At 72.3% G+C, this 14,030-nt stretch carries 9 protein-coding genes; 7 read left to right on the forward strand and 2 right to left on the reverse strand.

Annotated features, from left to right (window positions below; translation table 11 throughout):
- Nucleotides 1-18: 18 nt before the first annotated feature.
- The 3 genes from ABT106_RS09625 to ABT106_RS09635 all read left to right on the forward strand — a co-directional run bounded on the left by ABT106_RS09625 (nucleotide 19) and on the right by ABT106_RS09635 (nucleotide 3,560).
- Nucleotides 19-648, forward strand: a complete 630-nt coding sequence (locus ABT106_RS09625; protein WP_267723152.1) for a sigma-70 family RNA polymerase sigma factor — start codon at nucleotides 19-21, stop codon at nucleotides 646-648.
- A 117-nt stretch (nucleotides 649-765) separates the two neighbouring features.
- The gene (gene guaB / locus ABT106_RS09630) at nucleotides 766-2,271 is read left to right on the forward strand and encodes an IMP dehydrogenase (protein ID WP_351274773.1); all 1,506 of its coding nucleotides are present in this window, start codon (nucleotides 766-768) and stop codon (nucleotides 2,269-2,271) included.
- A 164-nt stretch (nucleotides 2,272-2,435) separates the two neighbouring features.
- Nucleotides 2,436-3,560 (forward strand): GuaB3 family IMP dehydrogenase-related protein, encoded by a 1,125-nt coding sequence (locus ABT106_RS09635; RefSeq protein ID WP_351274775.1) that lies wholly within the window; start codon nucleotides 2,436-2,438, stop codon nucleotides 3,558-3,560.
- 76 nt (nucleotides 3,561-3,636) lie between these two features.
- On the opposite strand, the gene ABT106_RS09640 is transcribed toward ABT106_RS09635, so the two are convergent.
- On the reverse strand, nucleotides 3,637-4,110 hold the full coding sequence (locus ABT106_RS09640) for a hypothetical protein (RefSeq protein WP_351274777.1): 474 nt from the start codon (nucleotides 4,108-4,110) through the stop codon (nucleotides 3,637-3,639).
- Between the two features lie 200 nt (nucleotides 4,111-4,310).
- Here ABT106_RS09640 and ABT106_RS09645 point away from each other — a divergent pair, with 200 nt between their 5' ends.
- Nucleotides 4,311-6,320, forward strand: a complete 2,010-nt coding sequence (locus ABT106_RS09645) for a zinc ribbon domain-containing protein (protein WP_351274779.1) — start codon at nucleotides 4,311-4,313, stop codon at nucleotides 6,318-6,320.
- A 51-nt stretch (nucleotides 6,321-6,371) separates the two neighbouring features.
- On the opposite strand, the gene ABT106_RS09650 is transcribed toward ABT106_RS09645, so the two are convergent.
- The gene (locus tag ABT106_RS09650) at nucleotides 6,372-7,601 is read right to left on the reverse strand and encodes a nucleotide sugar dehydrogenase (RefSeq protein WP_267723156.1); all 1,230 of its coding nucleotides are present in this window, start codon (nucleotides 7,599-7,601) and stop codon (nucleotides 6,372-6,374) included.
- A gap of 257 nt (nucleotides 7,602-7,858) precedes the next feature.
- Here ABT106_RS09650 and ABT106_RS09655 point away from each other — a divergent pair, with 257 nt between their 5' ends.
- From ABT106_RS09655 to ABT106_RS09665, 3 genes are all read left to right on the forward strand, one after another.
- Nucleotides 7,859-9,565 carry a glycerol-3-phosphate dehydrogenase/oxidase gene (locus ABT106_RS09655; RefSeq protein ID WP_351274782.1) on the forward strand — a complete coding sequence of 569 codons (1,707 nt, stop codon included), beginning with the start codon at nucleotides 7,859-7,861 and terminating at the stop codon, nucleotides 9,563-9,565.
- Nucleotides 9,566-10,566: 1,001 nt separating this feature from the next.
- Nucleotides 10,567-12,672, forward strand: a complete 2,106-nt coding sequence (locus ABT106_RS09660; RefSeq protein WP_351274784.1) for a serine/threonine-protein kinase — start codon at nucleotides 10,567-10,569, stop codon at nucleotides 12,670-12,672.
- A 77-nt stretch (nucleotides 12,673-12,749) separates the two neighbouring features.
- Nucleotides 12,750-14,030: protein kinase (locus tag ABT106_RS09665; protein WP_351274786.1), on the forward strand; the 1,281-nt coding region annotated here is incomplete at its 3' end.

The raw sequence follows: 14,030 nt of genomic DNA on the forward strand, positions 1-14,030 counted from the left end.
TCAAGGCACCATGGATTGATGCGCGACGACGAGGCCCCGGGGTCACCCGAGCCCACAGGCCCCACCGGCGCCGCCCGAGGCGGCAACGCCGGAGCCGTCAGCGCGCTCGTACGCCGTGCGGTGGAGGGCGACGAGCAGGCCACGCACGATCTGCTCGCCTTCGTGCACCCCCTCGCGATCCGCTACTGCCGCTCGCGGCTGTCCCGCCTTCCGGGTGACGCCCGCCACTTCGTGGAGGACCTGGCGCAAGAGGTCTGCGTCGCCGTCCTGATGGCGCTGCCGCGCTACCGCGACACCGGGAGGCCCTTCGAGGCCTTCGTCTTCGCCATCGCGGCGCACAAGGTGGCCGACCTTCAGCGGGCCGCCATGCGGCACCCGGGCAGTACGGCGGTCCCCTCCGACGAGATGCCCGAGCGACCCGACGACTCGCTCGGTCCGGAGGAGCGCGCCCTGCTCAGCAGCGACGCCGCCTGGGCCAAGAAGCTCCTGGCCAACCTCCCGGAGAACCAGCGCGAGCTGCTCGTGCTGCGCGTGGCCGTCGGTCTGACCGCCGAGGAGACCGGGCAGATGCTCGGCATGTCGCCCGGGGCGGTGCGGGTGGCCCAGCACCGGGCCCTCAGTCGGCTGCGTGCACTCGCCGAACAGTAGATCCGTCCATCGTAGGAAGTGACAAAACTTCCGCTCGGCCTTGGTCGTGGAATGAGACGCGGCGGGATCCCGTTAGCATGGACATCCCCGCTGAGCAAGACCATTTGGGAAGGTGTCATGACTGTCAACGCCGACGGAGTGCCCGACAAATTCGCCACGCTCGGGCTTACCTACGATGACGTCCTGCTGCTGCCGGGCTCGTCGGACATGGCGCCGGACGAGATCGACACCTCTTCCCTCATCTCGCGGAACGTCCGCGTGAACGTCCCGCTGCTCTCCGCCGCCATGGACAAGGTCACCGAGGCCCGCATGGCCATCGCGATGGCCCGTCAGGGCGGCGTCGGCGTACTGCACCGCAACCTCTCCATCGCCGACCAGGCCAACCAGGTCGACCTGGTCAAGCGCTCCGAGTCCGGCATGGTGACCGACCCGATCACGGTCCACCCGGACGCGACGCTGCGCGAGGCGGACCAGCTCTGCGCGAAGTTCCGCATCTCCGGCGTCCCGGTCACCGACCCGGCGGGCAAGCTCCTCGGCATCGTCACCAACCGCGACATGGCCTTCGAGTCGGACCGCAGCCGCCAGGTGCGCGAGGTCATGACCCCGATGCCGCTCGTCACGGGCAAGGTCGGCATCACCGGCGTCGACGCCATGGAGCTGCTGCGCCGCCACAAGATCGAGAAGCTTCCGCTGGTCGACGACGCGGGCATCCTCAAGGGCCTCATCACGGTCAAGGACTTCGTCAAGGCCGAGAAGTACCCGAACGCCGCCAAGGACAAGGACGGCCGGCTGCTCGTCGGCGCGGCCGTGGGCGTCGCCGGTGACGCGTACGAGCGGGCCCAGGCCCTGATCGAGGCGGGCGCCGACTTCATCGTCGTCGACACCGCCCATGGTCACTCCCGCCTGGTCGGCGACATGGTCGCCAAGATCAAGTCGAACGGCGGCATCGACGTCATCGGCGGCAACGTCGCCACCCGCGACGGCGCCCAGGCGCTGATCGACGCCGGCTGCGACGGCATCAAGGTCGGCGTCGGCCCCGGCTCCATCTGCACCACCCGCGTCGTCGCCGGCATCGGCGTCCCGCAGGTCACCGCCATCTACGAGGCCGCGCTCGCCGCGAAGGCCGCGGGCGTCCCGGTCATCGGCGACGGCGGCCTCCAGTACTCCGGTGACATCGCCAAGGCGCTCGTCGCCGGCGCCGACACCGTGATGCTCGGCTCGCTCCTCGCGGGCTGCGAGGAGTCCCCGGGCGAGCTGCTCTTCATCAACGGCAAGCAGTTCAAGTCGTACCGCGGCATGGGCTCGCTCGGCGCGATGCAGTCCCGCGGCGACCAGCGCTCCTACTCCAAGGACCGCTACTTCCAGGAGGGCGTGGGCGGCGACGACAAGCTCATCCCCGAGGGCATCGAGGGCCAGGTTCCCTACCGCGGCCCGCTTTCCGCGGTCGTGCACCAGCTCATCGGCGGCCTGCGCCAGTCGATGTTCTACGTCGGCGGCCGCACGGTTCCGGAGCTGCAGGACCGGGGCCGCTTCGTCCGGATCACCTCGGCGGGCCTCAAGGAGAGCCACCCGCACGACATCCAGATGACGGTGGAGGCACCGAACTACAGCCGCAAGGGCTGAACCGCGTGACCTGAGGGGCGGGCCCCGGACGGCGATCTCCACCGCCGGCCGGGGCCCGCCCCTTCGCCGTGCGCGCGGGTGCGTCCGTACAGCGGTCACCGAAACGCAGTCCTCCGCCCGTCGGGGATACTGGACGGGCAGACCCACAGGAAAGGCCACCACACGTGACTGAGATCGAGATCGGGCGCGGCAAGCGCGGCCGCAGGGCGTACGCGTTCGACGACATCGCCATCGTCCCGAGCCGGCGTACCCGGGACCCGAAGGAGGTCTCGATCGCCTGGCAGATCGACGCGTACCGCTTCGAGCTCCCCTTCCTGGCCGCCCCCATGGACTCGGTCGTCTCCCCGCAGACCGCGATCCGCATCGGCGAGCTCGGCGGCCTCGGCGTGCTGAACCTCGAAGGACTGTGGACCCGGTACGAGGACCCGCAGCCGCTGCTGGACGAGATCGCGGAGCTGGACGAGGCGACCGCCACGCGCCGTCTCCAGGAGATCTACGCCGCCCCGATCCAGGCGGACCTGATCCGGCAGCGCATCAAGGAGGTGCGCGACTCCGGTGTCGTCACCGCCGCCGCGCTCTCCCCGCAGCGCACCGCCGAGTTCTCCAAGGCCGTCGTCGAGGCGGGCGTGGACATCTTCGTCATCCGCGGCACGACCGTGTCGGCCGAGCACGTCTCGGGCGCGGCCGAGCCGCTGAACCTGAAGCAGTTCATCTACGAGCTCGACGTCCCCGTCATCGTGGGCGGCTGCGCCACCTACACGGCGGCCCTGCACCTGATGCGGACCGGCGCCGCGGGCGTCCTGGTCGGCTTCGGCGGCGGCGCCGCGCACACGACGCGCAACGTCCTCGGCATCCAGGTCCCGATGGCCACCGCCGTCGCGGACGTGGCCGCGGCCCGCCGCGACTACATGGACGAGTCCGGCGGCCGCTACGTGCACGTCATCGCCGACGGCGGCGTGGGCTGGTCGGGCGACGTCCCGAAGGCCGTCGCCTGCGGCGCCGACGCCGTCATGATCGGCTCCCCGCTGGCGCGCGCCACCGACGCGCCCGGCAAGGGCAACCACTGGGGCATGGAGGCCGTCCACGAGGACGTGCCGCGCGGCAAGAAGGTGGACCTGGGCACCGTCGGCACCACCGAGGAGATCCTCACCGGGCCGTCGCACTCCCCGGACGGCTCGATGAACATCTTCGGCGCGCTGCGCCGCTCGATGGCCACCACCGGCTACAGCGAGCTCAAGGAGTTCCAGCGGGTCGAGGTCACGGTCGCGGACTCGCAGCACAGCCGCTGACCTGGCACCGCGTCGACATGCCGGAGGGCCGGCACCCCGCTCGGGGTGCCGGCCCTCCGGCATGTGCGGGCGCGGGTCAGTCGCTGACCTTGCGGGCGGCACCGAAGGCGACGACTCCGCCGATGACGAGGAAGAGGTAGTCCATGGCCTCGGCCGACTCCTTCCAGATGTCGTTCAGGCCGCCGATGCCCGGGTCGCTCAGGACGTCGCCGAGGCCGATGTGGGCGAACTCGGAGAGCGCGAGCGCGATGAAGAACAGCTGGCCGAGGTAGACGGCGCCGACCGACAGCACCGCGCTGACCACGGGGAGGACCGGGTTCTTCCCGCCGATCTTGCCGGCGGCGAGGCCGATGAGGGCGCCGACGGCGACCGCGGCGTAGCCGACCTGGCGGTCGATGGCGTTCATGATGCCGCCGTACGCGCCGGCCGCGACCAGCGCCGCGACGACGGCGGCCAGGATCCCCAGGCCCACGTTGCCGCGCCGGGCCGGGGCCGGGGCGGGGGCCGCGGTGTAGGAGTCGGGCGCGGGCGGCTGGAAGCTCTGAGCCATTGGGAATCCCCCCAGGGAAATCGGACGCACGGGTGTCCGCAGGACGTAAGTGCGAGATAAGTGACGCCCTAGACTCCCGTACTTCCTCGGGCAACGGTAGTGATCGTGTTGTTCTCGTAATGATGTTCTTCCGGCGCCGGTGCCGGATATGAGTGCGCAGGTCGAGTGCGTGACCATTGGCGGGGAGTGTCGTTGATCGGATGACAGCACTGGCAGTGGGGGCAGGGGCATTGAGTCGGAAGGGATCGCTTGCCAAGGGTGAGACGAATCGGACCGTTTCTGTCCGAGGACTGTTGCGGGCGGGCGCGGATGAGGAGAGCGGTGAGCTGCTGACCGCGCTCGTGCTGGCGGAGCGGGTCAGCTGGGCGGCCGGTCTGGCGGCCAGCATGGCCGGCGAGTTGCTGGCCGCGCACTTCAATCCTGTCGATGTGGAGGTGCTCGCATCTGGTGTGGACGGTGCGGGTCGGCGGTTGCCGGCGAACGCGTGGATGGCTCTGCGCCGTCTGGGCTGGACGGTCGGACCGCCCGAGGGGGTTCGAGTCAATGACCGAATCGTGCGGATGGCGCAGGAGCAGGCCGGACGCGTCCTGCGGTCGGTGAAGTGGCGTGCAGATCTGACCCACGGAGTGATCGCGACCTGGCCCCTCGACGTGGGCAAGCGCATGGATAGGGAGTGGGAAGCCGTCCGCGCGGCGACGCCGGGCGGGCAGCAGCTGCCGTCCAGTGTCATCAAGTCCCGCACCCGGCAGATCGACGCGTTCATCAAGAAGCACAACAGGATGCCGACGAGCGTATTCGAGCTGGAGAACCCTCCCAGGGCCGCTCAGATGCTGCTGTTGTCGGCATGTGACGGGCAACAGGCCACCATCGAACGGGCAGACGCCGTGGGCCGTGCGCTGCTGCGCCTGCAGCTTCCGACCAGGCCCGACCCGCAGTCCTACCGGGACTGGACGTGGGTGTCCTGCCCGATCAGCCTGCCACCCACGATCCCCATGGGTGCGGTACTGCCCCTACCCACCCTGCGCCAGCACCAGGGCGGTATCCGTGTCGATCTCGCTTACACCCACTCTGTGCCGAAAGCGGCCCGAAGCGGGCATGCGGTCGGCCTCGGAGTGGACTGGGGTCTGAACACCCTGCTGTCCGCCGGAGCGGCTCGGCTGCATGAGGACGGACGGATCACGGCGCGCGGGTCCGGTGGGATGTTCCGGGCGGCCGGTGTCCTTGCCAAGCAGCACCGGCTGCGTCGCATGTTTGAGGTCCTGCATGCCAAGGCCGACCGCTATCAGCGCCTCGCCGCCGGAAGTGAGCGGCACGCCTTGGCGGGCAAGCACGCTGTTCTGCGGGAGGAGATCGGCCGGGTCTGCGCCCGCCGGTCGAACCTCAACCACGCACTTGCCTGGTCTGCCGCCCGCTGGGCGGTCGACCAAGCCATCGCCGCCGGGGCGAGCGTCATCTACGTCGAGGACCTGCGCTCGCTGGAAGCCCGTGGCATGGGCCGCATCCTCAACACCCGGCTCTCCCCGCAGGTACGCGGGCAGATCGTGGACCGAATGCGACATGTCGCCGCCGAAACGGGCATCGCTGTCGTCATCGTCCCCGCACGCAACACCTCCAGACACTGTCCGCGGTGTCTCACTCCGCTACGGCACCGCAAAGCCCCCGACCACCCCACCACGCCCGGCTGGAAATGGGCTGTCTGCCCCCGTCCGGACTGTGGCTGGCAGGGGGACCGCGACCAAGGCGCGTGGCAGCGCATCGCAGCCCGCGGTCTCACCCACCAGGCCAGGACCGTGACCGACCACAGCGCCGGAGTCATGGTCATCCACACCGTTGTGGACAGCCTCGAAGCGGGCGCGATCACCTCACCGACCGTGCCGAAGACCAGCCGGTGGGAACGGTCCAAGACCGGACCCACCCGGCACAGGGCAACACGTCCGGCGCCCAGGCGACGTCGGACACCCTCCCCTGCCGGGTCCCCGGGCCCGGCAGGCCAGCGTCCGGAGGGACACGCTCACACGGACCGGCTCCGACTGCCCCGCGCAGCCCACCGGCACCAGGACGTGACGACGACCAGCACACCCACCAGCCGACACCGGCCACGAGGAACAGCACTCGGCGCGGGATTTCACTTCCACGTCCATGCCACCCCTCCACGGTGGGAGTACATCCTCGTACCAGACACCGTGCCTGGTAGAGGATTATTCGGCTGATCAGCGACGCTAGCACCCGTGTCGGACATCCATCGGGGGATTCTTCGTGCCTCAGAGGCGGTGGGCGGCGCCCGCCGGGCTGGCGCCGCGGGTGTCCAGCAGCAACTGCGCCTTCACCGCGAGTCCTTGCAGGTCGTAGGTGCGGTGGTGCTGGAGCAGGATGGTCAGGTCGGCGTTGGCGGCGGCCTCGTACAGCGATTCCGCGCGGGGGACCGGCTGGTCGCGGACGCGCCAGCCCGCGATGTACGGGTCGTGATAGCTGATCAGCGCGCCGAGGTCGATGAGACGGCTGGCGATCTCGCGGGCCGGGGAGCCCTCCTGGTCGGCGAGGTCGGGCTTGTAGGTGACCCCGAGGAGGAGGACGCGGGCGCCGCGGGCGGACTTGCCGTGTTCGTTCAGCAGGGTGGCGGACCGCTGGATGACGTACTGCGGCATCCGGTTGTTGATCTCCTGGGCCAGGCCGATCATGCGCAGGGGGTGGCCGGGGGTGCGGGTGGTGTGGGGGAGGTAGTTGGGGTCCAGGGGGACGCCGTGTCCGCCGACGCCGGGGCCGGGGCGGAAAGCCTGGAAACCGTACGGCTTGGTCTCGGCGCAGCGGATGACGTCCCAGAGGTCGACGCCGAGGTCGTGGCAGAGCACCGCCATCTCGTTCATGAGGGCGATGTTGACGTGCCGGTAGTTGGTCTCCAGGAGCTGTACGGTCTCGGCTTCGCGCAGGCCGCGGGCGCGGACCACCTTCTCGGTGAGGCGGGTGTAGAACGCGTGTGCGGACTCGGTGCAGGCGGGGGTGAGGCCGCCGATCACCTTGGGGGTGTTCGCGATGCCGTGCGTGCGGTTGCCCGGGTCGAGGCGGCTGGGGGAGTAGGCCAGGTGGAAGTCCCGGCCGGCCCGCAGCCCGGAGCCCTCTTCGAGGATCGGGCGGAGGTAGTCCTCGGTGACGCCCGGGTGGACGGCCGATTCGAGGATCACGGTGGTGTGCGCGCGCAGGCGCGCGGCCAGCGCGCGGCCGGCCTCGCCGACCGCGGAGAGGTCGAGTGCACGATCCGCGCCGAGCTGGGTAGGAGCGCAGATGACGGCGGTGCGGACCCGGCCGAGTTCGGCGGGGTTGGTGGTGACCCGGAAGCCGGCCGCCGACATGCGGCGGATCTCGGCGGCGGTGAGGGTGGAGTCCGTGACCGGACCGCTGTCGTAGCCGACCGTCTCGATCCCTGCGGCGACGGCCGCCTGGGCGAGGGGGAGGCCGAGATGGCCGAGTCCGATGACGGCGAGATCTGCGGGCATTGGGGGGTGCCGTCCCTTCCCTGACATGAGGGGGATGCGTGCGCAAGCCCTGTGGACAGGGGGGTCGGAGGGGAGCTGGCGCAATGTCAGACTAGGCGTATATATGACAGATATGTCGCATTATGCGGCGGTGGTCGTTCTTGTGTTGTCCACAGGCGGTGGCTGATGTGGGTAGGGGCGGTCAGAATCATGAACGGGTGATGTGAGCGGGATCACCCGCACGACGCGGGCTCGACCCGCACCAACGGGAGGCAGCCGTGAGGACAGCGACACTGGGGCCGGCGCAGCGCGCCGAGGCCCTCGCCCGGATGGCCGAGCGGGAACTGGACGTGCTGGTCGTGGGCGCGGGCGTGGTGGGCGCCGGTACCGCGCTCGACGCGGTGACCAGAGGACTCTCGACGGGTCTGGTGGAGGCGCGGGACTGGGCGTCGGGCACGTCCAGCCGGTCGAGCAAGCTGATCCACGGCGGCCTCAGGTACCTGGAGATGCTCGACTTCGCGCTCGTGCGGGAGGCGCTCAAGGAGCGCGGCCTGTTGCTGGAGCGGCTCGCCCCGCACCTGGTGAAGCCGGTGGCGTTCCTCTACCCCTTGCAGCACAAGGGCTGGGAGCGGCTGTACGCGGGCTCGGGCGTCGCCCTGTACGACGCGATGTCCGTCTCCAGCGGGCACGGCCGGGGCCTGCCCGTACACCGGCACCTGTCGCGCAAGCAGGCGCTGCGGGTGGCGCCCGCCCTGCGCAAGGACGCGCTGGTGGGGGCCCTGCAGTACTACGACGCCCAGATGGACGACGCGCGGTACGTCGCCACGCTGGTCCGCACCGCCACGGCGTACGGGGCGCACTGCGCCAACCGGGCCAGGGTGGTCGGCTTCCTCCGGGAGGGGGAGCGGGTCGTCGGCGCGCGGGTGCGGGACGTCGAGGGCGGCGGCGAGTACGAGATCCGCGCCAAGCAGGTCGTGAACGCGACGGGGGTGTGGACGGACGACACCCAGGCGCTGATCGGGGAGCGCGGGCAGTTCCACGTCCGGGCGTCGAAGGGCATCCACCTGGTCGTGCCGAAGGACCGGATCCATTCGAGCACCGGGCTGATCCTGCGGACCGAGAAGTCGGTGCTGTTCGTCATCCCGTGGGGGCGCCACTGGATCGTGGGCACCACGGACACCGAATGGGACCTGGACAAGGCCCACCCGGCGGCGTCGAGCGCGGACATCGACTACCTGCTGGAGCACGTGAACTCGGTGCTGTCGGTGCCGCTGACCCGGGACGACGTCCAGGGGGTGTACGCGGGGCTGCGGCCGCTGCTGGCCGGCGAGTCGGACGCGACGAGCAAGTTGTCGCGGGAGCACACCGTGGCGCACCCGGTGCCGGGGCTGGTGGTGGTCGCGGGCGGCAAGTACACGACGTACCGGGTGATGGCGAAGGACGCCGTCGATGAGGCGGTGCACGGGCTGGACCAGCGGGTCGCGGAGTGCGTGACGGAGGACGTGCCGCTGGTGGGGGCGGAGGGCTACCGGGCCCTGTGGAACGGGCGGGCGCGGATCGCCGCCCGGACGGGGCTTCACGTGGCGCGGGTGGAGCACCTGTTGAACCGGTTCGGCTCGCTGACGGAGGAACTGCTCGATCTGATCGCCGCCGATCCGGGGCTGGCCGAGCCGGTGACCGGGGCGGACGACTACCTGCGGGCGGAGATCGTGTACGCCGCCTCGCACGAGGGGGCGCGGCACCTGGACGACGTCCTGACGCGGCGGACGCGGATCTCGATCGAGACCTTCGACCGGGGGACGCGGTCGGCGCGGGAGTGCGCGGAGTTGATGGCGCCGGTGCTGGGCTGGGACAAGCAGCAGGTCGAGAAGGAAGTGGAACACTACGAGAAGCGGGTCCAGGCGGAGCGGGAATCGCAGCGTCAGCCCGACGATCAGACGGCCGACGCGGCGCGGCTGGGCGCCCCCGACATCGTTCCGTTGTAACTCCGGGATGTGGAAGGGGGAACCGCGGACCCGGGGGGTCCGTCCGTTGCGGAGTGAGGAACAATGAGGGGCCTGCCGGGGCGGGTTACCGCGGACCCCGGACGCTGCCGGGTCCGTCGGCGTCACCGGCGCCGCCGGCGCCGCTGGAGCGGGCGGCACGATCGCAGAGGGGACGCATGTCGAAGCCGGAGCACACCGAGTCGCCTGCGGCGGAGCTGGACGATGCGGGTTCGGCTGCGCAGGCGCCTGCCGCATCACCTGCCGGTGGGCCGTCCGTGGGGTCGCCTGACGGTGCGCCCGTCGGGTCTCCCGGGGCGGCGCCCGAGGGGGCGGAGTCCGCGGCCGGGGCCGCGAAGCCGGGGGTTGCCGCCAAGGCCGGGGACGCGGAGGCGGACGCGGTGAAGTCCGGACCGGTCAACCCGGCCTCCGCCGAGCCCGCGACGGCGAAGCGCATACCCGGCCCGGGCAAGGCCGAGGAGGCCAAGCCGGTGCCGGTGCCGGTGCCGGTGCCGGCGTCGGCGAAGGCCGACGGTGCCGAACCGGTGCCCGTGAACGCGGCGGCGGACGCGGCGGCGGCGAAGCCGGTTCCTGCGAAGGCCGGGGCTGCTGATGCCGCGTCGGCGAAGGCTGAGGGGGCGAAGCCCGCGCCTGCCAAGGGTGGAGCTTCCGGGCCGGCGTCCGCGAAGGCCGTGCCCGTGAAGCCGGTGCCGGTGCAGGGCGCGACCGCTGAGTCGGCGTCCGTGAAGGCCGAGGCGGCGGAGTCTGTGCCCGCGAAGCCCGTGCCCGCGAAGCCCGTGCCTGCGAAGCCTGAGCCCGCGAGGCCCGTGCCTGCGAAGCCTGCGCCTGCCAAGAGTGCGGCCGCCGAGGCCGGGCCGGCGAAGCCTGTACTCGCGAAGGGGGCCGCTGAGTCGGCGTCCGCGGAGCCTGAGGACGCGCGGCCTGACGCGGCGGAGCCCGCGAAGCCCGCGGAGCCCGTCGACGCGGTCCAGGACGCGAAGCCGGTGGCCGCGGGCGTGAAGGGCGGGCGCAAGACCGACGACCCGACCCCCGTGGCCGAGATCGAGCAGGTGAAGCCCGCGGGCAAGGGCGAGGACGCCAAGGCCGCGGGGCGGGGCGGGAGCGGTAGGGCCCTCGAAGGGGACGGGAAGGACGAAGGACGGCTGCTCGCCGGGCGGTACCGGCTGGGGGCCGTGCTCGGCAAGGGCGGGATGGGCACCGTCTGGCGGGCCGAGGACGAGATCCTGGGCCGCACGGTCGCCGTCAAGGAGCTGCGGTTCACCACCGGGGTCGACGAGGACGAGAAGCGCCGGCTCATCACCCGCACCCTCCGCGAGGCCAAGGCGATCGCCCGGATCCGGAGCGGGGGCGCGGTCACGGTCTACGACGTCGTCGACGAGGACGGCCGCCCGTGGATCGTCATGGAGCTGATCGAGGGTCCGTCGCTCGCCGAGTTCGTCCGGGAGAACGGTCCGCTGACGCCCCGTCGCGCCGCCGAGGTCGGCCTCGCCGTGCTCGACGTGCTCCGGGCGGCGCACCGCCAGGGCATCCTGCACCGGGACGTGAAGCCGTCCAACGTACTGATCGCCGGCAGCAGCGGCCGCGTCGTCCTCACCGACTTCGGTATCGCGCAGGTCGAGGGCGACCCCTCCGTCACCTCCACCGGCATGCTCGTCGGCGCACCCTCCTACATCTCTCCGGAGCGGGCCCGCGGTCACAAGCCCGGTCCGCCCGCCGACATGTGGTCGCTCGGCGGCCTGCTGTACGCCTCGGTCGAGGGCGTGCCCCCGTACGACAAAGGGTCCGCGCTCGCGACCCTGACCGCGGTGATGACCGAGCCGGTCGATCCGCCCAAGAACGCCGGCCCGCTCACCGAGGTCATCTACGGTCTGCTGGCCAAGGACCCCGCCCACCGGCTCGACGACACCCAGGCCCGGGCGATGCTCACGGCGGTCCTCGACGCTCCCGACCCCGTGCCGGTGCCGGTGGCCTCCCCGACCGCGGAGCAGACCCGGCAGATATCGCTCGCGGACGCCAAGGAAGCCGCCGACAAGGTCGCGGCCGAGAAGGCGGAGAAGGCAGCCGAGAAGGCGGCGAAGAAGGACCGCGAGCGACGGGACCGCGAGCAGCGCGAACGGGCCCGTGCCGCGCTGAAGTCGGCCCGGAAGGCCGCCGTCGTCGCGGCGGCCGCCACGGCGGCCACGGCCGCCGAGTCGCCCGGACCGGAGCCCAGGACCGCGTCCAAGCCCAAGACGGCGCCGGTCGCCGCGCCGCTCACCGACGTGGTGCCGCGCCGCACCATCGTCCTCGCGGTCGTCGCCGTGGTCGTGGTGCTGGCCGCGATCGGCTCCCTCATCGCCTACATGGTCAGCGGTGACGACAAGGACGGCCGCAAGGACGAGGGCAAGGGCGGACAGCCCACCCCGGCCGCGTCCGGCAGTGCCACCCCGGACGGAAGCCCGCAGAACCCGCCGGCCGCCTCGCCGAACACGGGCCAGCCCGGCGGCAACGCCGCCGGTGAACCGGGCCAGGGGCAGGACCAGGGCCAGAACCAGGGTCAGAACCAGGGCCAGGGGCAGCAGACTCCCGGCACCGATCAGGGCCAGGGCCAGGGCCAGGGCCAGGGGTCCGCTCCGGGTGGCGCCGGTGCGCTGCCGGCCGGGTACATCACGGTCACGGAACCCGCGTTCAAGTTCTCGATGGGCATGCCCGAAGGCTTCCGCCGGACGGGTACGGCGGGCGAGGACTCCGGCGGCATATGGAGCCGTGACGGCGGATTCCCGCGCATCCAGGTCGATTTCACCCCGAAGCCCGGTAACGACGCCAAAGCCTCGTGGATCGCCCTGGCCGTGCAGACCGCGGCCAGCAGCGACAACTACCGGCAGATCCGGATAGACACGGTGGACTACCGGGGCTACCCGACCGTCGCCGACTGGGAGTTCGAGCGGGACCAGAAGGGCATCAAGGTCCGGGTTCTCAACCGCGGCTTCAAGATGGACGCGAAGCACGGCTACGCGATCATGATCAGCTGCCCCGCGGACCAGTGGGACGCCGCGGAGTGCACGCAGATGCGCAACACGGCCTTCGAGACCTTCCGGTCGCTGGGCTGACCCCGGGACGCGGGCGGCCCGCGCGTCGTATCGTGTCAGCGGGGCCATGGGGGGCCGCCGCACTCGGGGGAGGCGATGTGGAGGAGTACGCGGGCCGGATCCTGGCCCACCGCTACCGTCTGCCGTTGCCGCCGTCCGACGAGTTCGAGCTGGTCGAGACCCGGGCCTTCGACACGCGCAGCGGGCAGGAAGTCCTCGTACGGCAGGTGCCGTTGCCCGAGGTCGTGGACGCCGAGCTGCTGGACGGCCACCGGGTCACCCCTACCGCGGGGCGCGGCGGGGTGGCGGAACTGCCCGCCGTCCGGCGCGCCATCGAGGCGGCGCAGGCGGCGGCCGCGATTCCGGACCATCCCAGGCTGGACCAGGTCTTCGACGTGTTCGCCGAGGGCGACTCGCTGTGGATAGTGAGCGAACTGGTCCCGGCCAGGCCGCTGGCCGCGCTGATCGCGGACGAGCCGCTGAGCCCGTACCGGGCGGCCGAGGTGGCGTCGGACGTGCTGACCGCGCTGCGGGTGCTGCACGCGCACGGCTGGACGCACCGGAACATCACCGTCCGGACGGTACTGGTCTGCGACGACGGGCGGGTCGTGCTGACCGGGCTCGCGGCCGGGGCGGCCGAGGAGGCCCTGTGCGGGTACGACCCGGTCCCGAGGGCCGGGTTCGGCTCTGACGCGGGCTGGGACCAGAGCCCGCCCCCGGGGCGGTACACCGGTCCCGGGGCGGGTGCCGGGACTCCCGCTGGGCCGCCGGGACCGTTGCCGTTGCCGACACCGCACCAGGGGCCGGCGGCCGGTCCGTACCCCGGCGGGGGCGCGGGGCTGCCCGGTGCGGGCCTGGAGGGCTTCGACGGTCCGGCCGCCGCCGGCCCCGACCACGCCGCCCGCTTCCCCACGACGGGACCGGGCCCGGACGCCGGTCCGCGCACCGGCCCCGACGCGGCCGCGCCGTCCGCCGCCCGGCCGGGCGCGGGCGACGCCGGGTACGCGCCGCTCGTGGCCCCGGGCTACGACACGGGGCCGCGCTACACCGACCACATCACCCCGGAGCGGCCCGCCGAGCGCCCGGACGAGCGGCCCGAGCTGAAGGCCGCCGCCCGGGCCGGGGCCATCGCCGCCTACCGGGCCGGGGCGCAGGCCGCCGCCGCCCGGGTCACCGAGCAGCGCAGGGCCGTCGAGGAGGCGCGGCCCGAGGGGTCGAACCTCCCGCAGGGGTACTCGTACCCGTACGGCGGCCCGGAGGCCGGCGCCGCCGGCACCCGCGCGCCCTGGCACGGGGCCACGCCCCGCCAGGCGCTCCCGCCCGGCCCCGCGCGCCCGTCGGACCCGGCCCCGGCCCTGGATCCGGCCCCGGATCCGACG

The sequence above is a fragment of the Streptomyces sp. NPDC002044 genome (assembly GCF_040296725.1).
GTDB classification, from domain to species: domain Bacteria; phylum Actinomycetota; class Actinomycetes; order Streptomycetales; family Streptomycetaceae; genus Streptomyces; species Streptomyces antarcticus.